Source organism: Ruegeria sp. BHSC043 (assembly GCF_059612985.1).
Window position 1 is genome coordinate 70146 of the sequence record NZ_JBXWRS010000009.1, and the last position, 24796, is coordinate 94941.

Sequence of the window (24796 nt, forward strand, 5' to 3'; positions counted from 1 at the left end):
CGCCTGTCCCCTCGGTTCCCGAAAGAACTGTGCAGCACCCGATCCGGAATTGTCCACCGCATTTCGCGGTTCCGCACGCCGCACTGAATTCGTATTTTTGATCAAATCTGGATTGATCGACTCGTGCCGGTGGCGCTAGACATGACCAGCGCCACCTGTTTGGGTATGCGCAAACCCTATACCTGCGCCGGAGACCGCCCCATGCTGGACACCACGACCGACCTGAAATCGCTGTTGAAGAACCCCGACCTTCTGGTCACCAAGGCCTATATCGGCGGTCAATGGGTCGATGGTGACCACGGTACCTTTGTTGTCACCAACCCTGCCCGCGGCGACGTGATCGCCGAAGTCGCGGATGTCAGCCGCGCCCAAGTGGCTGGCGCAATCGCCCAGGCCGAGGCGGCACAGAAGGAATGGGCCAAGCTGACCGGCAAGGAACGCGCCGCGATCCTGCGCCGGTGGTTCGACCTGATGATGGAAAACGCCGAGGACCTTGGCAAGATCCTGACCGCCGAACAGGGCAAACCTCTGGCCGAGGCGGTGGGCGAGATCGCCTATGGCGCTTCTTTCATCGAATTCTTCGGCGAAGAGGCCAAGCGGGTCTATGGCGAGACCATCCCCGGCCATCAGCGCGACAAACGGATCATGGTGCTGAAACAGCCGATCGGGGTGGCGGCCTCGATCACGCCGTGGAACTTCCCCAACGCGATGATAACACGCAAGGCAGGCCCGGCACTGGCCGCCGGCTGCGCCTTTGTCGCGCGCCCAGCCACCGAAACGCCCCTGTCGGCGCTGGTGCTGGCGCTGCTGGCCGAACAGGCCGGCATTCCGGCGGGCGTGTTCAACGTGGTCCCCTCGACGCAGGCCAGCGAGATCGGCAAGGAGTTCTGCGAGAACCCCGGTGTGCGCAAGCTGACCTTTACCGGCTCGACCGAGGTGGGCCGGATCCTGCTGCGCCAGGCCGCGGACCAGGTCATGAAATGCTCGATGGAACTGGGCGGCAACGCACCGTTCATCGTGTTCGACGACGCCGATCTGGATGCCGCCGTCGAAGGCGCGATGCTATGCAAGTTCCGCAACAACGGCCAGACCTGCGTCTGCGCCAACCGCATCTATGTGCAGGCCGGTGTCTATGACGCCTTTGCCGCCAAGCTCAAGGCCGCGGTCGAGGCATTGAAAATCGGCGACGGCCTGTCCGAAGGAACAACGACCGGTCCGCTGATCAGCGACGAGGCGGTGGCAAAGGTGCAGGAGCACATCGCCGACGCCAAGGCCAATGGCGGCGCGATCCTGACCGGTGGCCTGCCGCACGATCTGGGCGGCACCTTCTTTCAGCCCACGATCATCACCAACGTGACCCAGGACATGAAGGTCGCGCAGGAAGAGACCTTTGGCCCGCTGGCGCCCCTGTTCAAATTCGAGGACGAGGACGAGGTGATCGCGATGGCCAATGACACGATCTTCGGCCTCGCCTCGTATTTCTACGCCAAGGATCTGAGCCGCGTGTACAAGGTGGCCGAGGCGCTGGAATACGGCATCGTCGGCATCAACACCGGTATCATCAGCTCGGAACTGGGGCCGTTCGGCGGCGTCAAGCAATCCGGCCTGGGCCGTGAAGGCAGCCATCACGGCATCGACGAATATCTCGAGATGAAATATATCTGCATGGCGGTCTGACCGAACCGGCCATGACACGAAGGGCGCCCGGCGGCGCCCTTTTTCTTCCGACAATCGAAAAACCCCACGCTCCGAAGGAACGCGGGGCTGGCGATAATCGAGGGAGGAAGCGATTATCGGATCGGTCGGTTGCCGCCTCAGTTCACGGGCTTGGCGTCGACCACGTCCTTTTCGATGGCCTTGGCCGAGGTGATCGCGATCCGGCGCGGCTTCAGCGCCTCCGGCACCTCGCGTTTCAGGTCGATATGCAGCATGCCGTTTTCCAGGCTGGCGCCGGTTACGCGGACATGATCGGCCAAGGCGAAACGGCGTTCGAAGGCACGGGTGGCGATGCCACGGTGCAGATAGGTACGCTCCTTGTCGTCAGCGGCCTTCTTGCCGGCCACGACCAACGCGTTTTCCTTCACTTCGACCGATAGGTCATCTTCGCCAAAACCGGCGACGGCCAGCGAGATGCGATAGGTGTCGGCATCGGTCTTTTCGATGTTGTAGGGGGGATAGCTGGGTTGTGACACTTCGCTGGTCAGAACCCGGTCCATGATATCGGCGATCTGATCAAAGCCGATGGTTGCACGATGCAACGGTGCAAAATCAAAACTGCGCATTGTCGTCATCCTCATGTCAGAGCGATCTACGATTTGCCCTCCATCCGGACGGGCGGTGATGTTCAACGGGCCCCGATATGGCGGCCCGCCAGACATGAGATGGGAAGCGGTTCGGCGCGGTTCAAGACCCGCCCGGGCGGATGAATTTCGCGCCCGAGTCGGATTTGCCCGAGCCGACCTGCAGCCGCTTGATCGATGCCTTGGGCTGCGGCGCATCACGCCGCAGGATCGCCTTCAGGTCCGTCACGATCCCCGACAACTCCATTCCAAAGCCGACCTTGCCTCGACCGTCGTTGCCCACGGCCGAAACGACCGACAGGATCTGCCAGCGCGGCCCGTTGCGGGCCAGAATGGCCGACCCGGACGATCCGAAGGTGATGTCGCAGTTGAAGGTGATCAGGCCCTGCCGCCGCTCGAGGATCCGGCAGAACCGCTCGCGCGTGATCGCCTCGGACCGGCCCCGGCCATAGGATGCGATGCTGATCTCGTTTCCGGCCACCCGGCCGCTGTGCAGGGCAAAGGGGTTGGCGATGCCATAGGGGATGGGCTCTTCCAGCCGCATCAGGGCCACGTCGGCGCGCACGCTTTCCGGCGACAGGCCCGCCTTGGGGTCGTAATCGGGATGCGCGGCGATCTGCACCACCTTGCGTTCGGCCAGCGCGTGGCCATTGCTGAGGCCCGCGCGAAACGTGACCTCGCCCGGCGCATAGGGCTGTCCGGTGGTTCGGTCCATCGCGCAGTGGGCTGCGGTCAGCACCAGATCCTGCGCGATCAAGGTTCCGGTGCAGAACGACCGGGTTCCGATATCCAGTCGCCCGATCGCCTCCCAGCCGTACAGGTCGTCGCGGTCGGTCAGGCGGCGTTTGCCGCTGTCCTGGGCCAGCGCGGCGCCTGCCAGGACACCCAGGCAAAGCGCTGCCCTGAAAATCGCCCCGATCATGGCCGCACGAACCTTGCGCCCAGGTTCTTGCCCGCACCCGACGCGCTGCCTGACAGGCCAAAGCCCCGCCCTGCGGACAGTTCGGCCTGCAATACCTCGAGCGATTCTTCCAACGCCGTGCCCAGCGCCACGCGCTTTCCTTCCAGTTCGGCCTTGGCTGAAACGACCGACACGATGCGTGGGTGATCGCCCGAGAAGGAAAAGATCGGCGCCCCCGAGGCGCCGAAATCCACATCGCAGGACATCACCAGAACCCCGGATTGCCGCGCCATGACCGAGCAGACCTCCTGCAGCGAGGGGGCCTCGGCCCGGTCATGCGCATAGGACACGACACCGACGTCCTCGCCGCGCGACGGGCGATAGCCGGTCTCGAACGGAATGACAGCGGTGTTGCGGATGGGCTGCCACAGCTCGATCAGCGCGATGTCATGGCGCACACGGGTGACGGTGGCCCTGCCGTCATAGTCATAATCGGGGTGGATTACCGCCTGCCGCGCCGCACGATAGGCCGAGGCCCGTCCCCGCCGCCAACCGGCCAGAAACTCGATTCGCGACGGGTCGATACGTTGGCGCGTGGCCTTGTCGAACAGGCAATGCGCCGCAGTCAGGACAAGAGTCGGGGAAATCAGCGCACCGGTGCAGAACCCGGTGCCGTCGATGTCCAGCCGCCCGACCGCCATCCAGTCGCGCCCCGCCTCCGAGGTCTCGAGGCTTTGCAGCCCGGTATCCTGCGCCATGGCCGCCATCGGCAAGACACACAGCGCAATCGCCCTTATCCATCTGCGCACGCGGTTCTCCGGCTGTTTGGTTTCGGGCCATGGTGGTACGCGCCGCGTTTGGCGAAAATAGGGCAGGGCCGAGCCACGGCGATTCCTCCATCGACTGATGCGCCGACGCACCAGGCCCGCTCACCGCAGGATCGGCACCGTATCCGCAGGCTGTCCGGCCCGGTTCAGCGCGGGAGGCCGAGGCCCGCCCGTGGCCCAGTCCAACAGCTCGACCGTGTGCACGATGGGCAGTCGGGTGCCCGACCCGATCTGCATCATGCAACCGATGTTCCCGGCCGCGATCAGATCGGGGTTCTTGGCCTCCAACGTGCGCACCTTGCGCTGTTTCAGCTTGGCCGAGATCTCGGGCTGCATCAGGTTGTAGGTGCCCGCGCTGCCACAGCACAGGTGGCTGTCGGCGGGTTCGACCACCGTGAACCCCGCCTTTTTCAGCAGATCCTTGGGATAGGTTTTGATCTGCTGCCCGTGTTGCAGCGAGCAGGCCGCGTGATAGGCCACCGTCAGCCCCTTGTCGTCGCCCTGCGGCAAGTCCAGCTGCATCAGGATTTCGCTGACATCCATGGCAATGCCCGACACCCGCGCCGCGTCCTCGGCCAGCGGGTCGTTGCGGAACATGTGCCCGTAATCCTTGACGGTGGTGCCGCAGCCCGAGGTGTTGATGACGATCGCATCCAATCCCTTGCCATCCATCTCGCGCGTCCAGGCGCGGATATTGGCGGCGGCGGTGTCATGGCTTTCGCGGGTCTTGCCCATGTGATGGGTCAACGCCCCGCAGCAGCCGGCACCCTCGGCCACAACGACCTCACAGCCCAGCCGGGTCAGCAGGCGGATCGTGGCATCGTTGATGTCGGTGTTCAGCGCCTTTTGCGCACAGCCCGTCATCAGAGCCACGCGTTTGATCGCCTGCCCCTTGGGCGCAAAGCTTTGGGGGTCGTCATTGCGGCTGACCGGCGGGATGTGTTTCGGCGCCATGTCCAGCATCGCCTTCAGGCGCGCGTCGGGCATCAGAAAGCGGAACGGCCGCCCTAGCTTGGCCCCGATCAGCGCCCATCGAAACCGCATCGGATAGGGCAGGATCCGTGCCAGAACCCACCGCAACGCCCGGTCCGAGAAGGGTCGCTTGTACCGGTTTTCGATATATTCGCGGGCGTGATCGACCAGATGCATGTAATGCACGCCCGACGGGCAGGTCGTCATGCAGGCCAGGCAGGACAGGCAGCGATCGATATGCTTGACGGTCTTTTCATCCGGCACACGCTCGTTTTCCAGCATGTCCTTGATCAGGTAGATGCGCCCGCGGGGGCTGTCCAATTCGTCGCCCAACACCTGATAGGTCGGGCAGGTGGCGGTGCAGAACCCGCAATGCACGCAGTTGCGCAAAATCTCGTTTGCGCGACGGGTGCCGGGGTCTTTCAACTGGTCTTCGGTGAATGTGGTCTGCATCGCCCTATCCCATCAGCCCGGGGTTGAACACGCCGCGCGGGTCGAATTTCTGTCGAATCCCCTGTGTCAGAGCCGCAATGCCCTGCGGTTCCGGCTGAAACCGGCCTAGCCGGGCAAAAGTATCGGCCCCGGCCCGCACCAGCGTGGCGTGGCCGGAAAACGCGCCGATGCGCGCGCGCAGGTCGGTGCCTGCGGGCACCAGCGCCCAGATCAGCCCCCCGCCCCAGTCGAACAAGGTCCGGTCGGCCTCGGCCCGCGCGGCGATTTCGGGCGCATCCCCGGGTTTGACCGAGATCCGCCAGACATCGCCTGGCGTGTCGGCAAAATCGACCGCATCGCGGATCCTCTGCCACAGCTCAGCCGATGGCTCGACCAAATCAACCGCGCCGAACTGGCCCAGCAGGTCCTGCAGGCGCCCGGTGCGATACGAGACCGATTCCGCAAACCCCTCGATCCGGATCAAGGCGCGCTGCTGCTGCGGATCATAGGCTGCTCCGGTGACCTCAAAGGGTGATTTCAGCGCCTCAGACAGGATGCGAACCGCAGTCGCGGCGTCCTTAGCGGGTACAGCCAGCGTCGCGCTGGCCTCGTGTTTGGGCAGCACCTTCAGCGACACCTCGGTCAGCACGCCCAGCGTGCCCCAGGACCCGGCCATCAGCTTGACCAGGTCATAGCCGGTGACGTTCTTCATCACCCGGCCGCCATTCTTGATGATCTGCCCTCGCCCGTCGACAAAGCGGACGCCCAACAGGAAATCGCGGCAAGCCCCGGCCTGGATCCGGCGCGACCCCGAGACGTTGGCGGCCACGACACCGCCGATCGTGGGCGCGCCCGAGGACCCCAGCAGGCCGCGATGGTCCATCGGCTCGAAAGCCAGCTGCTGGCCTTCGGCCTCCAATGCCGCCTCGATCTCGGCCAGCGGCGTTCCGGCCTTCGCCACAAGCGTCAGCGCCCCGGGCTCGTACAGGGTGATCCCGCGCAGCCCCTCGGTGCCCAGCACCCGGTCGGGGCTGGTCACACCGCGCGTGCCGCCACCGAGAACGCGTATCGGTTCGTTCAGGCCGGTCACGATTTCGGCCAGTTCAGACTCTGATTCAGGTCTCATTGCGGGGTCCGTTCTGTCTTGGTATTCATTCCGCCGCCATCGGCACGACGCGTCGGGCCGCGCTGGCATCCAGCGGGAACACCTTGGCGGGGTTCAGCAGCCATTTCGGGTCGAACACGTCCTTGACGGCCATTTGCGCCTCAAGGTCCTGAGGCGCGTATTGATGATGCATCAGGTCGCGCTTCTCGATGCCCACCCCATGCTCGCCGGTCAGGCAGCCGCCGGCATCCACGCACAGTTTCAGGATCTCGGCCCCGAAGGCCTCGCATTTTTCCAGATCGCCGGGCTTGTTCGCATCGAACAGGATCAACGGGTGCATGTTGCCGTCGCCGGCATGGAAAACATTGCCCACGGGTAGGCCAAACTCATTGCTCAGTTCACCGATGCGGCGCAGCACGTCCGGCAGGGCCGACACCGGGATCGTGCCGTCCAGGCACATATAGTCGTTGATCTGCCCCATCGCGCCAAAGGCCGATTTCCGGCCCAGCCAGATGCGGGCGCTTTCCTCGGCCGACTGGCTTTCGCGCAGCTCGACCGGGTTGTGGCGTTTGGCGATCTCGATGATCTTGGCCAACTGGCTGTCAATCTCGGCGTCCGAGCCTTCGACCTCGACGATCAGCAGCGCCTCGCAGTTCGGATAGCCGGCATGGGCAAAGTTCTCGCAGGCCTCGATGCACAGCCGGTCCATGAACTCGATCGCCACGGGCAGGATACCCGACTTGATAATGTCCGAAACGCATTCGCCCGCCACCGCATTGTCATCAAAACCCATCAGGACCGGGCACGCGCCCTCGGGCTTGCGCAGGATGCGCAGCGTCGCCTCGGTGACGACCCCCAGCTGCCCTTCCGAGCCGCAGATCACGCCCAACAGGTCCAGCCCGCCGCAATCCAGATGCGCGCCGCCGATCTCGACCACGCGGCCATCCATCAGGACCATGGTCACGCCCAGCAGGTTGTTGGTGGTCACGCCGTATTTCAGGCAATGCGCGCCGCCCGAGTTCATCGCGATATTACCCGCGATGGCGCAGGCCAGCTGCGACGACGGATCGGGCGCATAGAAGAAATCCTCCTCTTCGACCGCGCCGGTGACGCTCAGATTGGTGCGGCCGGTCTGCACGCGGATGAAGCGGTTGTCATAGTCGACCTCGAGCACCTCGTTCATGCGGGCCACGCCCAGGATCACGCAATCGGCGGTGGGCAGCGCCCCACCGGCCAGCGAGGTCCCGGCCCCGCGCGGCACGACCGGCACGCCTTCGTCATGGCAGATGCGCAGAATGTCCGAGACCTCCTGCGTCGAGGACGGCAGAACCGCGATCATCGGCGCGCATTTGTAGGCGGTCAGGGCGTCGCACTCATAGGCGCGGGTTTCGGCCGGGTCCGCGATGATGGCGTCTTCGGGCAGGACCTGCCGCAGACGGGCAAGCACGTTAGCCTTGCGGGCCAGAACGTCGAGGTTGGGCTTTGGCATGTCCATGGCGGGTCCTCCAGTTTGGTAAAATAATATTACCAATTTCCGCATCTGGCAAGTTGCCTTCGTCGGACGTACTGTCGCGCCATGACATTGACCGACCGCGCCCTGCTGTTTTCGCCCCTGGACTATGCCGCCGTCCTGTTGTTGCTGATCGCGTGGCAATGGATCGGCTGGCGGATCGAGAACCCCGCGCCCGGCAAACGCTCGGTCGCGGTGATGATGGACGAATTCCGCCGCTGCTGGATGCGCGAAATGGTGACCCGCCAGCCCCGCATGTTCGACGCCCAGGTCGTGGGCACGATGCGTCAGGGCAGCACGTTCTTTGCCTCGACCACAATGATCGCCATCGGGGGCGGGCTGGCCCTTCTGGGCAATACCGAGCGGCTGTCGGGCGTCGCCAAGGATCTGGCGATAGGCAGCGCACCGGCCATGGTGTGGGAGGTCAAGATCCTGACCGTGCTGCTGTTTTTGTCGAATGCCTTTCTGAAATACGTCTGGGCGCACCGGCTGTTCGGCTACTGCGCGGTGCTGATGGCGGCGGTGCCGAACGACCCCGAGGATCCGCAGGCCTATCCCCGCGCGGCGCAGGCGGCCGAGATCTGCGTGACCGCCGCGCGCAGCTTCAACCGCGCCCTGCGCGCCACCTATTTCGCGCTGGCTTCGCTGGCCTGGATCCTGGGCCCGATCGCGCTGATCATCGGCACGCTTCTGACGCTGGGAGTCCTGTACCGGCGCGAGTTTGCCTCGCATTCCCGCGCGATCCTGCTGAGCCTGCCGCCGGACACGCAGACGTGATCGCGCCCCGCCCGATCAGACCCTAGACTGGCGAGATGCGACACCTGATCCTCTGCCTGTTTCTGGCCGCCCCGGCCCTCGCCGACCCGCCGACGGTCGAAAATGTCACCGCGACGCGCACGGGCGAGACCTGGCGATTCGACGTGACTATCCGCCATCCCGATACCGGGTGGGACCACTATGCCGATGGCTGGCGCGTTCTGGCAATGGACGGGACCGAGTTGGGGATGCGAGTGCTGCATCACCCGCACGAGACCGAGCAGCCCTTTACCCGGTCGCTGGGCGGAGTCGCGATCCCCGAAGGCGCGAGCCAGGTTCAGGTGCAGGCCCGGTGCAGTGTCGATGGCTGGAACGCGGACACCACGCTTGTGATGTTGGAATAATCGTCAGAACACGCCCAGCGACAACCCGGCGCCAAGCGCGGCGCCGATCTCGCGGCATTTGTCCAGTTCATCCTCGGGGATGGTCTTTTCCGCCAATATCGCCTCGGGCGTCTGGGCATGGGTGCAGACAATGAGGGGCGGCTGCACCTCTTTCAGGCGCCAACCGGTGGTGATGCGCGCCAGTTGCCGCGCCGCGTTCTGACCGTCGGACCCGGCGCAGATCATCTGCGCATAGGGCCGCCCCTCGATCCTGCCCAGAACCGGGTAGTAGCAGCGGTCGAAGAAATCCTTCATGACGCCTGACAGCGCCGCCAGGTTCTCGGGCGCGCAAAAGACGTATCCGTCGGCCGCCAACAGATCGTCGGACCCCGCCTGCGCGGCGGGCTTCAGGCTGACCTCGGCCTCGGCGCTGGCCGCCTGTGCGGCCGCCTCGGCCATCTGTCGGCTGCCGCCGGTGCGCGAATGGTAGACGATCAGTAGACGGGCCACAGCGGTCAGGCCCGATGATACGGGCCGCCCGACAGGATCGTCGCGGCACGATAGAGTTGTTCGGACAGCATCACCCGGACCAGCATATGCGGCCAGACCATCGCGCCGAAGGAGATCGAGAAATCGGCTTCGGCCCGTAGCTCCGGGTCGATCCCGTCGGCGCCGCCGATGACAAAGGCCAGATCCTGCCGGCCCATGTCACGCCACCCGGCCAGCTTCTGCGCGAAATCGGGTGACGACATCACCTTTCCTCGCTCGTCCAATGTGCAGATCACCGCCCCGCCGGGCAGCGCCTTGCGCAGCAAGGCGGCCTCGGCGCCCATACCGGCGTTCTTCTTGTCTTCGACCTCGATCACGCGCGCAGGCCCCAAACCCAGGCCGCGGCCGGTCCGGTCGAAACGGGTCAGATAGTCGTCAAGCAGGGTTTTTTCCGGTCCGGCGCGCAATCGCCCGACCGCACAAATGCTGATACGCATGTCGCTCTCGCCGCCGGCCCTTCAATACGGGTCGGGATGGCGCCTCAGTTGGCCGAGGCGCTACCGCCCTGAGGCAGCCACATCTTTTCCAGCTGGTAGAATTCGCGCACTTCGGGGCGGAAGATATGGACGATCACATCGCCCGTATCGATCAGTACCCAGTCGCCGGCATCCTTGCCTTCGACCTTCGAGGTGAACCCGAATTCCTGCTTGATGCGATCCGTCAGCTTTTCCGACATCGCCGACACCTGTCGAGTCGACCGGCCCGACGCGATGACCATGTAGTCGGCAACCGAGGATTTTCCGCGCAGATCGATCTGCACGACGTCTTCGGCCTTGTCGTCGGAAAGAGAGGAAAGAACGCGCTCAAGCAGCTTTTCGCTGATTGGCTGAGACTGGGCCATCACCGTGGCCCCATCGTCGGCGGGCAAACCCGCCTGAGTATGCAGAGACAGGACATGGTCCTCCTTGATAAAGCGCCGCCAAACCCCGGCGCCGGGGTAGTAATAAGGTAGCAAGCCGATTGCAACAATTCAATGAATCGCGGGCCGTGTGCGTACAGGCGTGATCACTCCGTGTCGATTTGTTGCGCAACCACGCCGGTCTGCCCCTGGCCCAGAAGGCGCACCTCGCGCTGCGGGAAGGGGATCGAGATGCCCTCGGCCTTGAACGCGTCCCACAACGCCAGATAGACATTGCCGCGGATGTTGGTCAGGCCGGCGGTCGGGTCGCGGATCCAGAACCGCAACACGTAGTCGACGCTGCTGTCGCCGAATCCGGTGATGTGGCAGACCGGTTCGTGCTTGCCACCGCTCAGCACGCGCTTGACCGTTTTCACCGTCCGCACGGCGGTCTCGCGCACCGTGTGCGGATCGTCGCCATAGCTGGTGCCGAAGGTCAGATCCAGCCGGACGAACTCGTCGGAATGGGACCAGTTCACCACCTGTCCGGTAATCAGATCCTCGTTCGGGATCAGGTATTCGCGCCCGTCGCGGGTGACGACCGAGACATAGCGAGCGCCCAGCGCGTTGATCCAGCCGAACGTGTCGCCCAGCGAGATCACGTCGCCCGGCTTGATCGACCGGTCCATCAGGATGATGATCCCCGAGATCAGGTTCGACACCACCTTCTGCAAGCCGAAACCGATGCCCACGCCCACCGCGCCGGACAGCAGCGCGATCCCGGTCAGGTCGAAGCCCAGCGTGCGGATCCCGACCAGAAAGACCAGCCCGTACAGAGCCACCTGGATGCCCTTGGCCAGCAGAACCTGCATCGAGGGCGAGATGTCGTCGTTGCTTTTCAGCCCCCGTTCAGCCGCCCGGGTGCCCAGTCGAGCCAGAACCAGCAACGTGCCAATCAGCAAGATTGCCTTGAGGATCCCGAGAACCGAGATGTGCATCTCTCCGATCGTGATCGCGACCCCGTCCAGAAACTCGGCCACGTCGTCGGTCAGGCTCAGTGCCACCAGCGTAGCATAGACCCACATCGACCAGCGAAAGATGCGCCGGATCGTGCGGTTGCGTACAAGACGCGACAGCAGCGCAATGACCAGCCACGCGGTTGCCAGCGTTGCCAGAACGCCGATGATATAGCTTCGCGACGGCCATGTGACCTGCTGCATCACCAGGTAGACGCTCCAGGACAGAAGCACGAAATAGACCAATGTCAGGCGCCGCATGAACTGGACGAGAGTCCGTAGCCGCCATTTGGGCCAGCCGCTTCGCGCCCTTGCCCATGTTTCCCATCTGCCAAGTGTGGCGGCCTTCAGAACAAAGGATGCGGCCACCAGAAGCAGCACGATCAACAATTGATACTGACGCCATCCCGGGGTCACGATCAGCTCGATCAGTGCTCCGAACTGAAGCAGGAATGCCTCGACCATTGTATCGAACAGCTCGGAAATCGAGCGGGGGATCAAGTCGTTGTCCAATCGCGCCTCCTGCCTGCCAGATTGACCAGCTATGCGCCGGTATGCAAGGCAATTGGCGGCCACTGGATTGAACCTTGATTGACAGGCGCTCGCGATATATCTGGATCGCATGAGATTCAATCAGGCCCCTGCTCCCAACCTGCAAGACCGCGCGCGCCTGCGTGAACGGTTCTTCGGGGCCGCCCGCACGGTTCTGGCCCGCCTATAATCGGCGCCCAGCCACTCGCCAGCATTTCTCAATACAGACGGGAGAGGACCGATGTCCCCCAAAACACTCTATGACAAGATCTGGGATGCCCATGTCGTGCACGAAGCCGACGATGGTACCTGCCTTCTTTATATCGACCGCCACCTGGTGCACGAAGTGACCAGCCCTCAGGCCTTCGAAGGCCTGCGCATGGCAGGCCGCAAGGTGCGTGCGCCGGAAAAAACGATCGCCGTGCCGGACCATAACGTGCCCACCACACCCGATCGCGTGAACGGGATCGAAAACCCCGAATCGCGCATCCAGGTCGAAGCGCTGGACAAGAACGCCCGCGATTTCGGCATTCACTACTACCCGGTGAATGACATTCGTCAGGGCATCGTTCACATCGTGGGCCCCGAACAGGGCTGGACCCTGCCGGGCATGACCGTTGTCTGCGGCGACAGCCACACCGCCACCCACGGCGCGTTCGGCGCGCTGGCCCACGGCATCGGCACGTCCGAGGTCGAGCATGTTCTGGCCACTCAGACGCTGATCCAGAAGAAATCCAAGAACATGAAGGTCGAGATTACCGGCAAACTGCAGCCGGGCGTGACCGCCAAGGACATCACCCTGGCTGTGATCGGCGAAACCGGCACCGCCGGCGGCACCGGCTATGTGATCGAATATTGCGGCGAGGCGATCCGCGACCTGTCGATGGAAGGCCGTATGACCGTCTGCAACATGGCAATCGAGGGTGGCGCACGGGCCGGCCTGATCGCGCCGGACGAAAAGACATTCGAATACGTCAAAGGCCGCCCGCACGCCCCGAAGGGCGCGCAGTGGGAGGCCGCTCTGGCCTGGTGGAAGACGCTCTATTCCGATGACGACGCCCATTGGGACAAGGTCGTCACCATTCGCGGCGAGGACATCGCCCCCGTGGTCACCTGGGGCACCAGCCCCGAAGACGTTCTGCCGATCACCGCCACAGTACCCAACCCCGAGGATTTCGAGGGCGGCAAGGTCGAGGCCGCGCGCCGCTCGATCGAATACATGGGCCTCAAGCCGGGCCAGAAGCTGAGCGACATCGAGATCGACACGGTCTTCATCGGTTCCTGCACCAACGGCCGGATCGAAGACCTGCGCGCCGCCGCCGAGATCCTGAAAGGCAAGAAGATCAAGGACGGCATCCGCGCCATGGTCGTACCCGGCTCGGGCCTCGTCCGCGCGCAGGCCGAAGAGGAAGGCATTGCCGAGATCTTCAAACAGGCCGGCTTTGAATGGCGCCTTGCGGGCTGCTCGATGTGCCTGGCGATGAACCCCGACCAGCTGAGCCCGGGTGAGCGTTGCGCCGCAACCTCGAACCGCAACTTCGAAGGCCGTCAAGGCCGCGGCGGACGCACCCATCTTCTCAGCCCGGCCATGGCTGCCGCCGCAGCAATCACTGGAAAGCTGACAGATGTGCGCGAATTGATGTAAGCTTCCCTCATCATTGATTTTTTGAGGGAGAGAATGAAATGAGTGATTGGGTCAAATGGCTCCTGATGGGGCTGCTGTCGATTGTGTTCGGCATATTCGTTCTGGGTGCGCCCATCGTGGCATCGGTGGCGGTGACCGTGGTCACCGGCGCACTGCTGCTGATCTCGGGCGTGCTCCAGGTCGTGGGCGGGTTCTCGGTGGAAGGCACCGGAAACAAGATCCTGGCCTTCATCATGGGCGCCGTGATGCTATTTCTGGGCTGGTCCTTCCTGGCCCATCCGCTGCAGGGCGTGCTGACGCTGGCCACGGTGGTGATGATCCTGTTCATCGCCGGCGGTCTCGCCCGGATCATCCTGTCGTTCCAGATGCGCGGCACGCAGTATTTCTGGCCCACGCTCATTTCCGGCCTGCTGTCCCTGGCGCTGGCCGCCTACATCATGGCCAATGCCTCGGTCGGACTGGCGCTCAGCCTGCTGGGAATCCTTTTGGGCATCGAGATGCTGTTCAACGGGTTCGGCCTGATCTTCATGGCGTTCTTCGTCAAGAACGCCGGCAACGAAACGACGGAAGCGAAACAAGCTTGAAACGCGGGGCATGGGGCCGGGCCTCTCCCGCAGGAGTGTGAACATGGAAAAGTTTGAAAAAGTCCACGGCGTGGCCGCCCCCATGCCCCTGATCAATATCGACACCGATATGATCATCCCCAAAGTGCACTTGAAAACAATCAAACGTTCGGGCCTGGGCGTCGTGCTGTTCGACGAGATGCGCTATCACGATGACGGGCGAGAGAACGAAGAGTTCGTTCTGAACAAACCCGCCTATCGCAACGCCGAGATCCTGGTGGCCGGCGACAATTTCGGCTGCGGCTCGTCGCGCGAACACGCGCCTTGGGCGATCAAGGATTTCGGCATCAAGGTCATCATCTCGACCAGCTTCGCCGACATCTTCTTTAACAACTGCTTCAAGAACGGCATCTTGCCGATCGTGGTCGAGGACGAGCATCATGCCATCCTGATGGAAGATGCCCACAAGGGCGAAAACGCCCGCATGACCGTGGACCTCGAAGAGCAGAAGATCGTCACCTCGGACGGGGTCGAGATCACCTTCGACATCGACCCGCACCGCAAGCACTGCCTGCTGAACGGCTTGGACGATATCGGCCTGACGATGGAGAAGGCGCACCACATCGACCAGTTTGAATCCCAGGTCAGCCAGGCCCGCCCCTGGACGTGACGCGGGCGGCGAATCTGTCGATACTCAACCAGACGGGGTCGCCGCGGCGGCCCCGTTCGCGTCTTAGGGGTTGACGGCCAAGCAACCACAACATGTAGTCGCACCCGACGAGCCAGCGACGATTCTGCGGCGCAATTGATGCAAAGCCGCACCAGTTTCGCCATCATTTTGCCTGAAATCACCTGTTTCCTGCCCATCGGCTTGAGCAAAATGCCGCTTGTCGCTGATGATGGCGCCAATCGGCATCCGCCACTTGGGAATGGGCGGGCACAAGTTGGAATTGAGTCGGCAAAGAAACGACGGGTCCGGTTTGGAAAGGGTTCGGATAGTGATTGCACGCACAACAGGGGCGGCAGTTCGTGGGATTTTAGTAGCGCTTCTGGTGCTGACCCCCGCGCTGTATCTGCCGGTCTCGGCCACCAACGGTACCGAAGTTGTCGTCTTTGTCGCCATCCTGGCATTCATCCTGACCTTTGCCGAATACAACTCGGCCTTCCCCAGCTTCATCGAGTTCCGCGACGCGCCGCCCGTCAACCGGCTGAGGTTCGTCGGGCTGATGTCGATGGTGTCGGTCCTGACCCTGATCTGCAAGAACGTCTACACGCCAACGGATCTGACCAGCGCCGCCTATTCCGTGGGCCTGGCCGTGGCCAATGTCGTCGACTTTCCCTATTCACCGGTCCGCCTGGTGGTCCTGATGCTGCCGACCGAGGCCAGCGCAATGCTGACCGAACTGGTCCGCATCACCGCAAGCGTCGCCTATGTCGCGGCGCTGGTGACGATCGCCAGCTTCGTCTATGCGGTCAAGGTCCGGGGATGGCCCACGGGGAACGGGGCCTTCAACGTCTGGACCAATCTGCCCCTGTTCGACCCGACCAAGGGCGGAGACGTGGTGACCCGCCTGCAGCGCGACGGGCGCCTGAACATTTCGATCGGCATCCTGCTGCCGTTCCTTATCCCTGCGCTGATCAAGCTGCTGACCAATGTCATCGATCCGCTGACGCTAGCGAACCCGCAGACCCTGATCTGGACCATGAGCGCTTGGGCCTTCCTGCCCGCCAGCATAATCATGCGCGGCATCGCCACGCTGCGAATCGCCGGGCTGATCGTCGAAAAGCGGCGCGCCTATTCCACCTCCGAGGCCACCCAGACCGCATGATCCGCATTCTGGTTCTGGCGCTGCTGCCTTTTGCGGCCCAGGCCGACCCCCTGCGCGTGGCCAGCTTCAACACCGAGTTGCAGCGCGATGGGCCGGGGTTGATGCTGCGAGACATCCGCAAGGAGACACCGCAGGTCCGCGCCGTCGTCGATGTTTTGCTAGCCACGGCGCCGGATATCGTCGCCCTGCAGGGGGTGGACTGGGACCACGACAACCTGGCCCTGTCGGCGCTGACCGATCTGCTGGCGGCTGCGGGTCTGGATTATCCCTATCGGTTCGCCCGTCAGCCCAATTCGGGGCTGATGTCCAACCTCGACCTGGACGGAGACAGCAGGCTTGGCGGGCCGGGCGACGCGCAGGGCTGGGGGCGTTTCACCGGCAATGGGGGAATTGCCGTCCTGTCCCGGTATCCGATCATCGAAAGTCAGATCGCAGACTACTCGGCCCTGCTGTGGAAGGATCTGCCGGACGCAACGCTTCCCAGCCGGGACGGCGCCCCGTTTCCCTCGCAGCAGGCGCAGTCGGTCCAACGGCTCTCCTCGACCGCGCATTGGGTCGTTCCGATCGATACGCCGCAGGGCCGGTTGACCCTCTTGACCTTCCACGCCACCCCGCCTGTCTTTGACGGCCCCGAGGACCGCAACGGCCTGCGCAACCGCGATGAAATCCGGTTCTGGTCCGTTCTTCTGCGGGGCGATCTGGGGCCGGCGCCGACCCGCCGCTTCGTAATCGCCGGAGATGCCAATCTGGACCCCGAGCGCGGAGAAGGCCACACCGAGGCCCTGCGTGCCCTGCTGACCAACCCGTTGGTTCAGGATCCGCGACCGACAGATGCAACCGGCGCAGACACCACCGTCACCTGGAAAACCGTCGGAGACCGCCGCGTCGACTATGTGCTGCCATCGGCGGATTGGGTGGTCGAAGATGCCGGCGTGTTCTGGACCGGAGCGGACGGTCAGCCCCATCCCGCGGCCCGAGCGGCAAGCCGGCACCGGCTGGTCTGGGTCGACCTGACCGGATCGGGCGCGCAGGGCCGGCAGGCCGGTACCGACTGACGTGCCGCCCACCCTTGCCGACCTGCGCCCGCATGACGCGTGATACCCGGGCAAAACGGTCGGAACGCCTCATTGACCATATGCCCCGCAAACGCTAGGCCCGGTTCTGAAAAACGCAAGGAGACCGCTCATGTCCAACCCCTCGCTCCTCATCCTGCCCGGAGACGGAATCGGCCCCGAAGTGATGACCGAAGTGCGCAAGATCATCGACTGGTTCGGCGCCAGGCGCGATCTGAAATTCGACGTGAGCGAGGATCTGGTCGGCGGTGCCGCCTATGACAAGCACGGCGTTCCTCTGGCGGATGAGACGATGGCCAAGGCGCAAGAGGTCGACGCGGTTCTGCTGGGCGCCGTAGGCGGCCCGAAATACGACGATCTGGATTTCAGCGTGAAGCCCGAGCGCGGCCTGCTGCGCCTGCGCAAGGAGATGGACCTGTACTCGAACCTGCGCCCGGCCCAGTGCTTTGAAGCGCTGGCCGATTTCTCGTCGCTGAAAAAGGACGTGGTCGCCGGCCTCGACATCATGATCGTGCGCGAGTTGACCTCGGGCGTCTATTTCGGCGAGCCGCGCGGCATCTTCGAGGAAGGCAATGAACGCGTGGGCATCAACACCCAGCGCTACACCGAATCCGAGATCGAGCGGGTCGCGCGTTCGGCTTTTGAGCTGGCGATGCGCCGCAACAAGAAGCTGTGCTCGATGGAAAAGGCCAACGTGATGGAATCGGGCATCCTGTGGCGCGAGGTGGTGATCCGCGTGGGCAAGGATTACCCCGAGGTCGAGCTGAGCCACATGTATGCCGACAACGGCGCCATGCAGCTGGTGCGCGCGCCCAAGCAGTTCGACGTGATCCTGACCGACAACCTGTTCGGCGACATCCTTTCGGACTGCGCGGCGATGCTGACCGGGTCGCTGGGCATGCTGCCTTCGGCCTCGCTGGGGGCGCCCATGGCCAACGGCCGGCCCAAGGCGTTGTACGAGCCCGTCCACGGCTCGGCCCCCGACATTGCCGGGCAGGGCAAGGCCAACCCGATCGCCTGCATCCTGAGCTTTGCCATGGCGCTGCGCTATTCCTTCGATCAGGGGGCCGAGGCCGACCGTCTGGAAGCCGCCATCGAGAAGGTGCTGGCCGATGGTGCCCGTACCGCCGATCTGCTGGCCGAAGAGGGCGTGCAGCCGGTGTCGACCACCGAGATGGGCGACGCGATCGTCGCCGCGCTGGAGGCCAGCCTTTGAGCTTTGATCCGGGCGGCGCCGCGCGCCGCCCGTCCGATCATCCGCGGCCTAGTTGCCGCCGAAGATATCCTTCAACAGATTGTCGACCGCCCGCGCGAAACTGCCCTGCTGTCTGCGGCGGGGCTGGGATTGCTGCGTGGTCTGAACCGGAGCCGCCGGCGCCAGCATCGGCAGGGGCGTGGGGGTCATGCCCTCGGTCACGCGCAGCATGGTTTCCCGCCAGATCTCGGCCGGCAGCCCGCCGCCGGTGACCCCTTTCAGGGGCGTGTTGTCGTCATAGCCCATCCAGACGCCGGCCACGTAATCGGCAGTGAAGCCGATGAACCACGCATCCCGCGCGGCCTGGGTCGTACCCGTTTTGCCCGCCACCTGCCATCCGGGCAGCTTGGCCCGCTGACCGGTGCCTTCGGACACCACCCGCTCCATCATCCAGATCAGCTGTTTGGCGGCCTCGTCGCGGATCACCCGTTCGCCGATCCCGGTCGTCGTCACCATCACCGGCGTGTCATCGCCCAGCAGCTTCAGCTCGGTCAGGCCATAGGGTTCCACCGCCGAGCCCCCGTTCAGGATACCCGCATAGGCGCCGGTCATCTCGATCAGCGTGCTTTCCGACGCGCCCAGCGCCAGCGCAGGACCCGCCGCCAGATCGCTTTGGATGCCGAAGCCACTGGCCACCGTGCGCACATTGTCCAGCCCGGCCACCTCGGCCACCTTGACGGCCGGAATGTTCAGCGAGTTCTTGAGCGCATCCGCCAGCGTAACGCGACCGTAGAACTTGTTGGTATAGTTCTTGGGGCACCACTGGCCGGACCCCGGGATGTCGATGCAATAGGGCTCGTCCACCACCGTGGCCAGCGGTGAGTAGCCAAGCTCCAGCGCGGTGGCATAGACGAAGGGTTTGAACGAGGACCCGGTCTGGCGCAGCGCCTGCGTCGCGCGGTTGAACGCGCCCGACACCTTGGTCTTGCGCCCGCCCACCATGGCCCGGACCGCACCATCGGCCGACATCACCACGATCGCGGCCTGCGCCTTCGACCCTTCGCTGACCTTTTCGTCGAACACCTGTTTCAGCGCCGCCTCGGCCGCCTGCTGGATCCGCTGGTCCAGCGTGGTTTTGATCACCACGTCCTCGGTGGTGTTGCGGGTAAAGAACTCGGGGCCGCTGGCCATGACCCAGTCGGCAAAATAACCGCCAGCGCGCGCGGCGGCGGCCTCGGACAGCTCGGCCGGGTTGTTGCGCGCCGCGGTTGCCTGTGACGTGGTCAGGTAACCCTGATCCTCCATCAGGCTGATCACCACCTTGGCCCGGTCCTGCGAGCGCTGCAGGTTGTTGGTGGGCGCATAGCGCGTGGGCGCCACCAACAGCCCCGCCAGCATCGCCGCCTCGGCCGCGTCGACCTCGGCCGCGGACTTGCCAAAATAGCGCTGGCTGGCCGCCTCGAACCCGCGTGCGCCGGCCCCAAGAAATGCCCGGTTCAGATAGATGGTCAGGATCTCGTCCTTGGAATACTTGACCTCCATCGCCATCGCGTAGATCGCTTCCTTAGCCTTGCGCCACAGCGACCCCTGGCGGCAGTCAGCCTCATACGCCGCTTCCGACTCCCACTGGCTCGGATCATACGGGACACCCAGACACAGCAGCTTGGCCGTTTGCTGGGTGATGGTGGACCCACCATGCCCCGACAGCGGCCCGCGCCCTTCCGACAGGTTGATCCTAACCGCGCTGGCGATGCCGCGCGGGCTGATGCCGAAGTGACGATAGAACCGCTTGTCCTCGGTGGCGATGACCGCGTTCTTCAGATGGGGTGACACGGTATCGGCGGTGATGACGCCGCCGAACTGATCACCCCGCCAAGCGAAGACCTTGCCGTCGCGGTCCAGCAGGGTGACCGACCCACGCGCGCGCCCGTCCAGCAGGGCATCGACCTCGGGCAACGTGCTGTAGACGACGCCGACCGCCAGCGCAATCAACAGCGCCACCACCGCCCCCACGCGCCAGGTCAGGCCCCAGATCAGCCGTCCGATCCATCGGAACAGCCGGCGAAAGAAACCGCCTTGCCCGCCACCCGAACGCTTGCGCCGGGTTTTGCGCGTTGTGGTCTTGCGCGCCGTCGCCTTCTTGCCCGCCGGTTTCGCCGACCGCTTGGTAGACGCGGTCTTGCGGCCTCCGGACGGATACCGTTTGTCCGCCACCAGCGGTTTTCGACGCTTGGACTCAGTCATGCTCAAACTCTGCCCGTTTTTGCTTTTGTGGCACCATACCGTGCTGTCGCGCCCATGTAGAGGTGTGAAATAGCAGCAATTTCCCTCTCAAATTTGCCTGTTTTTTGATCACTTCACATATTTTGTGCAAAAAATGTGCAACTTTGACCCTCTTCCCCAGCGTCTTTTTGCCGAAATCGTTCCTTGAGCGGCCATGTCGGGCTCTTTTTCTGCAGGTGCAAAGCCGGACCCACCGGAACAGAAGAGGGGAAAGACGTGAAACTGATCATTGCGACAATCAAGCCGTTCAAGCTCGAGGAGGTGCGCGAGGCACTGACCGAGGCGGGCGTGCGCGGCATGATGGTGACTGAGATCAAGGGCTTCGGCTCGCAATCCGGTCACACCGAAATCTATCGGGGTGCCGAATACGCGGTGAACTTCGTGCCCAAGATCAAGCTGGAAATCGTGGTGCCTGCCGCGATGACAGACCAGATCGTCGAGACCATCACCAAAACCGCCAAGACCGGCAAGATCGGCGACGGCAAGATTTTTGTCCTCGATGTCGAGCAGGCCCTGCGCGTGCGGACCGGGGAACTCAACGAAGAGGCGCTCTGAGCGCCGCCACCGACAATCATTCGAGGACTGAACATGAACCTGATGAAATCACTCATCCCTGCCGCCGCGATCGTCGCGCTGCCGCAGATGGGCCTGGCGCAGGAGACCGCCGCAACCGGCGAAACCGCGCAGCATACGCAATATATCCTGACTTCGCTGCTGTTCCTGATGGGCGGCTTCCTAGTGTTCTGGATGGCCGCGGGCTTTGCCATGCTCGAGGCCGGTCTGGTGCGCTCCAAAAACGTGGCCATGCAGTTGGTCAAGAACATTGGCCTGTTTTCTTTTGCAGCCATCATGTACTGGCTGGTCGGCTTCAACCTGATGTATCCGGGCGACGGCTGGACCATCACCGGCATTCTGGGTGCCTTCTCGCCCACCTCGTTGGAACCGGTCGGCCTTGAAGGCGTCGAAACCGATCTGTCCTATGCGTCGGTCGGTTCGGACTTCTTCTTCCAGCTGATGTTCTGCGCCACCACCGCCTCGATCGTGTCGGGCACCATGGCCGAGCGGGTCAAGCTGTGGCCCTTCTTCATCTTCGTGATCGTCCTGACCGGTGTCATCTACCCGATCGAAGCCTCGTGGCAGTGGGGCGGCGGCTGGCTGTCCGAAATGGGCTTCAGCGATTTCGCAGGCTCGACCCTTGTGCATGCCGCAGGTGGCTTTGCCGCACTGGCCGGTGCGATCGTGTTGGGTCCCCGGATCGGCAAGTACAGCAAGGACGGAAAGGTCGTTCCGATCCCCGGGTCGAACCTGGCGCTTGCCACCCTGGGTACGTTCATCCTGTGGCTGGGCTGGTTCGGTTTCAATGGCGGCTCGCAGCTGGCCATGGGCACGATCGGCGACATGGCTGACATCAGCCGCATCTTCGCCAACACCAACATGGCCGCAGCCGCCGGCGCCGTCGCTGCCCTGATCCTGACCCAGGTGTTGTATGGCAAGGTCGACCTGACCATGGTGCTGAACGGCGCGCTGGCCGGGCTGGTCTCGATCACCGCGGAACCGCTGGCACCGTCGCTGTTCCAGGCACTGATCATCGGCGGTATCGGTGGCGTGATCGTGGTCTACACCGTGCCGCTGTTGGACAAGATGAAGATCGACGACGTGGTCGGCGCCATCCCGGTTCACCTGATCGCGGGCTTCTGGGGCACCTTCATCGTGGCCTGGACCAATGGCGACGCATCCTTCGTGACCCAGATCATCGGCTTTGCGGCCATCGGGATCTTTGTCTTCGTGGTGAGCTTCATCCTGTTCTCGATCCTCAAGGCCACCGTCGGCCTGCGGGTCGGCGAGGAAGAAGAGATCAACGGCCTCGACATGGGCGAGCTGGGCATGGAAGCCTATCCCGAGTTCTCGAAGGGCTGAGCCCTTTTCAAACCAAACAAAAAACCCGGGCATTCGTGCCCGGGTTTCTTTTTTGAGAAATGTCTGAGCTCAGACGCCGACGTCGATGATGGCCTTGGCGAGGATCGGCACGGTGGCCTCGTTCAACCCGGCGATGTTCATGCGGCTGTCGCCGACCATGTAGATGCCGTGTTCGTCCCGCAGCTTCTCGACCAGTTCGGGCGCGGCGCCAAGGCGCGAGAACATGCCGCGATGCTGGGCCAGGAAGCCGAACCGGTCCGATCCGCTCAGCCGCTGCAGCTCATCCGCCAGTTGGCGGCGCAGGCCCAGCATCGACAGGCGCACCTCTTCCAGTTCGGCCATCCAATCAGCGCGCAGGCCCTCATCCATCAGGATCGTGGTCACCACGCGCGCGCCGTGATCCGGCGGGAACGAATAGTTCTGGCGGTTCAGAAACGCCAGCGTGCCCTGGTTCAGCGCGGTCTGTCCCGCATCGGCGCTGACAGCCATCAGCAGGCCGGTGCGCTCGCGGTAGACACCGAAATTCTTCGAGCAAGACGCCGCGATCAGGCATTCCTTGACCGAAGAAGCGACCAGCCGGGTCGCCTGCGCATCCTCGTTCAGACCGTCGCCAAAGCCCTGATAGGCGATGTCGATCATCGCCACCAAGCCGCGGTCGTTGATCAGGTTCACCACCTCTTGCCACTGCACCATGTTCAGGTTGGCGCCGGTCGGGTTGTGACAGCAACCATGCAACAGCACCACATCGCCCGCCTTGGCAGTCTTGAGGTCCTCGATCATGCCGTCGAAATCGACGCCGCGGGTTTCCTCGTCGAAATAGCGATAGGCGACGGTTTCGATGCCCAGATAGTTCAGGATCGAGATGTGATTGGGCCAGGTCGGGTTCGACACGAACACCCGGGCCGAGGGGTTAGCCATGCGGATCAGTTCGAATGCCTGCCGGCAGGCACCGGTGCCGCCCGGGGTGGCCACGGCGGCAATATTGGCGCGCGGCACGCTGGTGCCCAGTATCAGCGCGATCATCGCATCGGCATAGGCCGGGTCACCGGCCAGCCCGGTATAGGCCTTGGTCTGCTGTTCTTCCCAGATGCGATGCTCGGCGGCCTTGACCGCGCGCATGACGGGCGTCACGCCCTCGGCATTCTTGTAGACGCCGACGCCCAGGTCGATCTTCTGCTCGCGCGGGTCATCGCGATACATCTGCATCAGCGCCAGGATCTTGTCGGCTGGCTGCGGCTTGAGGTTCTCGAACATCAGGAGTCTCCGGTTGCGACGGGCAGGGTCGGGAAGGCGCCCCATTCGGCCCAGCTGCCGTCATAAAGTGCATGGTCTTTCTTGCCCATGCGCTCGAGCGCAAGGCTGAGGATCGCGGCGGTCACGCCCGACCCGCAGGTGGTGATCGCAGGTTTCGACAGATCGACGCCTGCGGCTTCGAACACCGCGCGGCAGTCCTCGGGCGATTTCATGGTGCCATCGGGGTTCAGCAACTGTCCGAAGGGCACGTTGCGCGAGCCGGGGATGTGCCCTGCCCGCAAACCTTCGCGCGGTTCGGGCTGGGTTCCGGCGAAACGGTCGGCCGCGCGGGCGTCGATGATTTCGTGATCGGCCAGCTTGGCGGCGGCCGATACCTGGGTCACGTCGCGGACCAGGTGGTTCTGCACACGCACGGTCATGTGGCGGTCACGGATGACGGGGGGCAGATCCTCGATCTCGCGCCCTTCGGCGACCCATTTGGGCAGGCCACCGTCCAGAACCGCGATGTTCTCTTGCCCCATCAGGCGGAACAGCCACCAGACCCGCGCCGCCGAAAACAGGCCCGCGCCGTCATAGACCACAACCTGATGGCCGTCGCCCACGCCCATGGCCCGCAGGCGCGACATGAATTTCTCGACCGGAGGGGCCATGTGCGGCAGGTCCGAGCGGTGGTCCGAAATCTCGTCGATGTCGAAGAACCGTGCGCCGGGAATATGTCCGGCCTCGTACTCGGCCCGGGCGTCGCGCCCTTGCTGCGGCAGGTACCACGAGGCGTCGAGGATCCGCAGATCCGGGTCCTTTAGGTGGGCGGCCAGCCATTCGGTGGAAACCAGGGTTTTTGGATCGTCCAGCATCAAAGCCTCCCCTATACGCGCAAGGATTTCCCTATACGCGCAAGGGTGCGGGTTCAAGGCTGG

The 24796-nt window shown here is 63.9% G+C and carries 25 protein-coding genes; 12 read left to right on the forward strand and 13 right to left on the reverse strand.

The window, feature by feature from the left end; translation table 11 throughout:
- Positions 1–201 precede the first annotated feature (201 nt).
- Positions 202–1677: an NAD-dependent succinate-semialdehyde dehydrogenase gene (locus AC2FMM_RS13750; RefSeq protein ID WP_496796887.1), complete on the forward strand. Its 1476-nt coding sequence runs from the start codon at positions 202–204 to the stop codon at positions 1675–1677.
- Between the two features lie 137 nt (positions 1678–1814).
- Here AC2FMM_RS13750 and AC2FMM_RS13755 read toward each other — a convergent pair whose 3' ends face one another.
- From AC2FMM_RS13755 to AC2FMM_RS13780, 6 genes are all read right to left on the reverse strand, one after another.
- A complete protein-coding gene (locus AC2FMM_RS13755; RefSeq protein ID WP_005979400.1) occupies positions 1815–2282 on the reverse strand; it encodes an Hsp20 family protein in 468 nt (155 codons plus the stop codon).
- Positions 2283–2403: 121 nt separating this feature from the next.
- Positions 2404–3222 (reverse strand): trypsin-like serine peptidase, encoded by an 819-nt coding sequence (locus AC2FMM_RS13760; protein ID WP_496796858.1) that lies wholly within the window; start codon positions 3220–3222, stop codon positions 2404–2406.
- On the reverse strand, positions 3219–4010 hold the full coding sequence (locus tag AC2FMM_RS13765; RefSeq protein ID WP_496796859.1) for a trypsin-like serine peptidase: 792 nt from the start codon (positions 4008–4010) through the stop codon (positions 3219–3221). The genes AC2FMM_RS13760 and AC2FMM_RS13765 overlap by 4 nt, the downstream gene beginning before the upstream one ends.
- Positions 4011–4130: 120 nt before the next feature.
- Positions 4131–5453 (reverse strand): glycolate oxidase subunit GlcF, encoded by a 1323-nt coding sequence (gene glcF / locus AC2FMM_RS13770; protein ID WP_496680521.1) that lies wholly within the window; start codon positions 5451–5453, stop codon positions 4131–4133.
- Between the two features lie 4 nt (positions 5454–5457).
- The gene (locus AC2FMM_RS13775) at positions 5458–6558 is read right to left on the reverse strand and encodes an FAD-binding protein (protein WP_496796860.1); all 1101 of its coding nucleotides are present in this window, start codon (positions 6556–6558) and stop codon (positions 5458–5460) included.
- A gap of 25 nt (positions 6559–6583) precedes the next feature.
- Positions 6584–8032, reverse strand: coding sequence for an FAD-linked oxidase C-terminal domain-containing protein (locus tag AC2FMM_RS13780; protein WP_496796861.1), 1449 nt, complete (start codon positions 8030–8032; stop codon positions 6584–6586).
- A gap of 81 nt (positions 8033–8113) precedes the next feature.
- Here AC2FMM_RS13780 and AC2FMM_RS13785 point away from each other — a divergent pair, with 81 nt between their 5' ends.
- Together AC2FMM_RS13785 and AC2FMM_RS13790 are read left to right on the forward strand one after the other, a co-directional pair.
- Positions 8114–8824, forward strand: a complete 711-nt coding sequence (locus AC2FMM_RS13785; RefSeq protein WP_496680525.1) for a DUF599 domain-containing protein — start codon at positions 8114–8116, stop codon at positions 8822–8824.
- A gap of 35 nt (positions 8825–8859) precedes the next feature.
- Positions 8860–9207: a hypothetical protein gene (locus AC2FMM_RS13790; RefSeq protein WP_496796862.1), complete on the forward strand. Its 348-nt coding sequence runs from the start codon at positions 8860–8862 to the stop codon at positions 9205–9207.
- 3 nt (positions 9208–9210) lie between these two features.
- Here AC2FMM_RS13790 and AC2FMM_RS13795 read toward each other — a convergent pair whose 3' ends face one another.
- The 4 genes from AC2FMM_RS13795 to AC2FMM_RS13810 form a co-directional block, all read right to left on the reverse strand.
- A complete protein-coding gene (locus AC2FMM_RS13795; protein WP_496687465.1) occupies positions 9211–9696 on the reverse strand; it encodes a flavodoxin family protein in 486 nt (161 codons plus the stop codon).
- 5 nt (positions 9697–9701) lie between these two features.
- A complete protein-coding gene (gene rlmH, locus AC2FMM_RS13800) occupies positions 9702–10172 on the reverse strand; it encodes a 23S rRNA (pseudouridine(1915)-N(3))-methyltransferase RlmH (RefSeq protein WP_496680528.1) in 471 nt (156 codons plus the stop codon).
- A gap of 44 nt (positions 10173–10216) precedes the next feature.
- Positions 10217–10576 (reverse strand): ribosome silencing factor, encoded by a 360-nt coding sequence (rsfS, locus tag AC2FMM_RS13805; protein ID WP_149775947.1) that lies wholly within the window; start codon positions 10574–10576, stop codon positions 10217–10219.
- A 164-nt stretch (positions 10577–10740) separates the two neighbouring features.
- Positions 10741–12102, reverse strand: a complete 1362-nt coding sequence (locus AC2FMM_RS13810) for a mechanosensitive ion channel family protein (RefSeq protein ID WP_496796863.1) — start codon at positions 12100–12102, stop codon at positions 10741–10743.
- Positions 12103–12211: 109 nt separating this feature from the next.
- Here AC2FMM_RS13810 and AC2FMM_RS13815 point away from each other — a divergent pair, with 109 nt between their 5' ends.
- The 7 genes from AC2FMM_RS13815 to leuB all read left to right on the forward strand — a co-directional run bounded on the left by AC2FMM_RS13815 (position 12212) and on the right by leuB (position 18446).
- Positions 12212–12310, forward strand: a complete 99-nt coding sequence (locus AC2FMM_RS13815; RefSeq protein ID WP_496687460.1) for an isopropylmalate isomerase — start codon at positions 12212–12214, stop codon at positions 12308–12310.
- A 51-nt stretch (positions 12311–12361) separates the two neighbouring features.
- The gene (gene leuC, locus AC2FMM_RS13820) at positions 12362–13765 is read left to right on the forward strand and encodes a 3-isopropylmalate dehydratase large subunit (RefSeq protein WP_496687458.1); all 1404 of its coding nucleotides are present in this window, start codon (positions 12362–12364) and stop codon (positions 13763–13765) included.
- 38 nt (positions 13766–13803) lie between these two features.
- Complete coding sequence (locus AC2FMM_RS13825) at positions 13804–14349, forward strand: HdeD family acid-resistance protein (RefSeq protein WP_496680532.1); 546 nt, start codon at positions 13804–13806, stop codon at positions 14347–14349.
- Between the two features lie 43 nt (positions 14350–14392).
- Positions 14393–14998, forward strand: a complete 606-nt coding sequence (gene leuD / locus AC2FMM_RS13830; protein ID WP_496680533.1) for a 3-isopropylmalate dehydratase small subunit — start codon at positions 14393–14395, stop codon at positions 14996–14998.
- A 328-nt stretch (positions 14999–15326) separates the two neighbouring features.
- Positions 15327–16157, forward strand: a complete 831-nt coding sequence (locus AC2FMM_RS13835; RefSeq protein WP_496794952.1) for a hypothetical protein — start codon at positions 15327–15329, stop codon at positions 16155–16157.
- Positions 16154–17212, forward strand: coding sequence for an endonuclease/exonuclease/phosphatase family protein (locus AC2FMM_RS13840; protein ID WP_496796864.1), 1059 nt, complete (start codon positions 16154–16156; stop codon positions 17210–17212). Before AC2FMM_RS13835 ends, AC2FMM_RS13840 begins: the two co-directional genes overlap by 4 nt.
- A 130-nt stretch (positions 17213–17342) precedes the next feature.
- Entirely contained in the window at positions 17343–18446 is a 1104-nt protein-coding gene (gene leuB / locus AC2FMM_RS13845; RefSeq protein ID WP_496796865.1) for a 3-isopropylmalate dehydrogenase, read from the forward strand.
- A gap of 48 nt (positions 18447–18494) precedes the next feature.
- Here the strand turns inward: leuB and AC2FMM_RS13850 are convergent, their stop codons facing one another.
- Positions 18495–20669 carry a transglycosylase domain-containing protein gene (locus AC2FMM_RS13850; RefSeq protein WP_496796866.1) on the reverse strand — a complete coding sequence of 725 codons (2175 nt, stop codon included), beginning with the start codon at positions 20667–20669 and terminating at the stop codon, positions 18495–18497.
- Between the two features lie 255 nt (positions 20670–20924).
- Between AC2FMM_RS13850 and AC2FMM_RS13855 the strand changes: the two genes are divergently transcribed.
- Together AC2FMM_RS13855 and AC2FMM_RS13860 are read left to right on the forward strand one after the other, a co-directional pair.
- The gene (locus AC2FMM_RS13855; protein WP_093963790.1) at positions 20925–21263 is read left to right on the forward strand and encodes a P-II family nitrogen regulator; all 339 of its coding nucleotides are present in this window, start codon (positions 20925–20927) and stop codon (positions 21261–21263) included.
- Positions 21264–21296: 33 nt separating this feature from the next.
- Positions 21297–22625 (forward strand): ammonium transporter, encoded by a 1329-nt coding sequence (locus AC2FMM_RS13860; protein ID WP_496712598.1) that lies wholly within the window; start codon positions 21297–21299, stop codon positions 22623–22625.
- 69 nt (positions 22626–22694) lie between these two features.
- Here the strand turns inward: AC2FMM_RS13860 and AC2FMM_RS13865 are convergent, their stop codons facing one another.
- Together AC2FMM_RS13865 and sseA are read right to left on the reverse strand one after the other, a co-directional pair.
- A complete protein-coding gene (locus AC2FMM_RS13865) occupies positions 22695–23879 on the reverse strand; it encodes an amino acid aminotransferase (protein WP_496796867.1) in 1185 nt (394 codons plus the stop codon).
- Positions 23879–24733: a 3-mercaptopyruvate sulfurtransferase gene (gene sseA, locus AC2FMM_RS13870; RefSeq protein ID WP_496680546.1), complete on the reverse strand. Its 855-nt coding sequence runs from the start codon at positions 24731–24733 to the stop codon at positions 23879–23881. The genes AC2FMM_RS13865 and sseA overlap by 1 nt, the downstream gene beginning before the upstream one ends.
- Positions 24734–24796 lie beyond the last annotated feature (63 nt).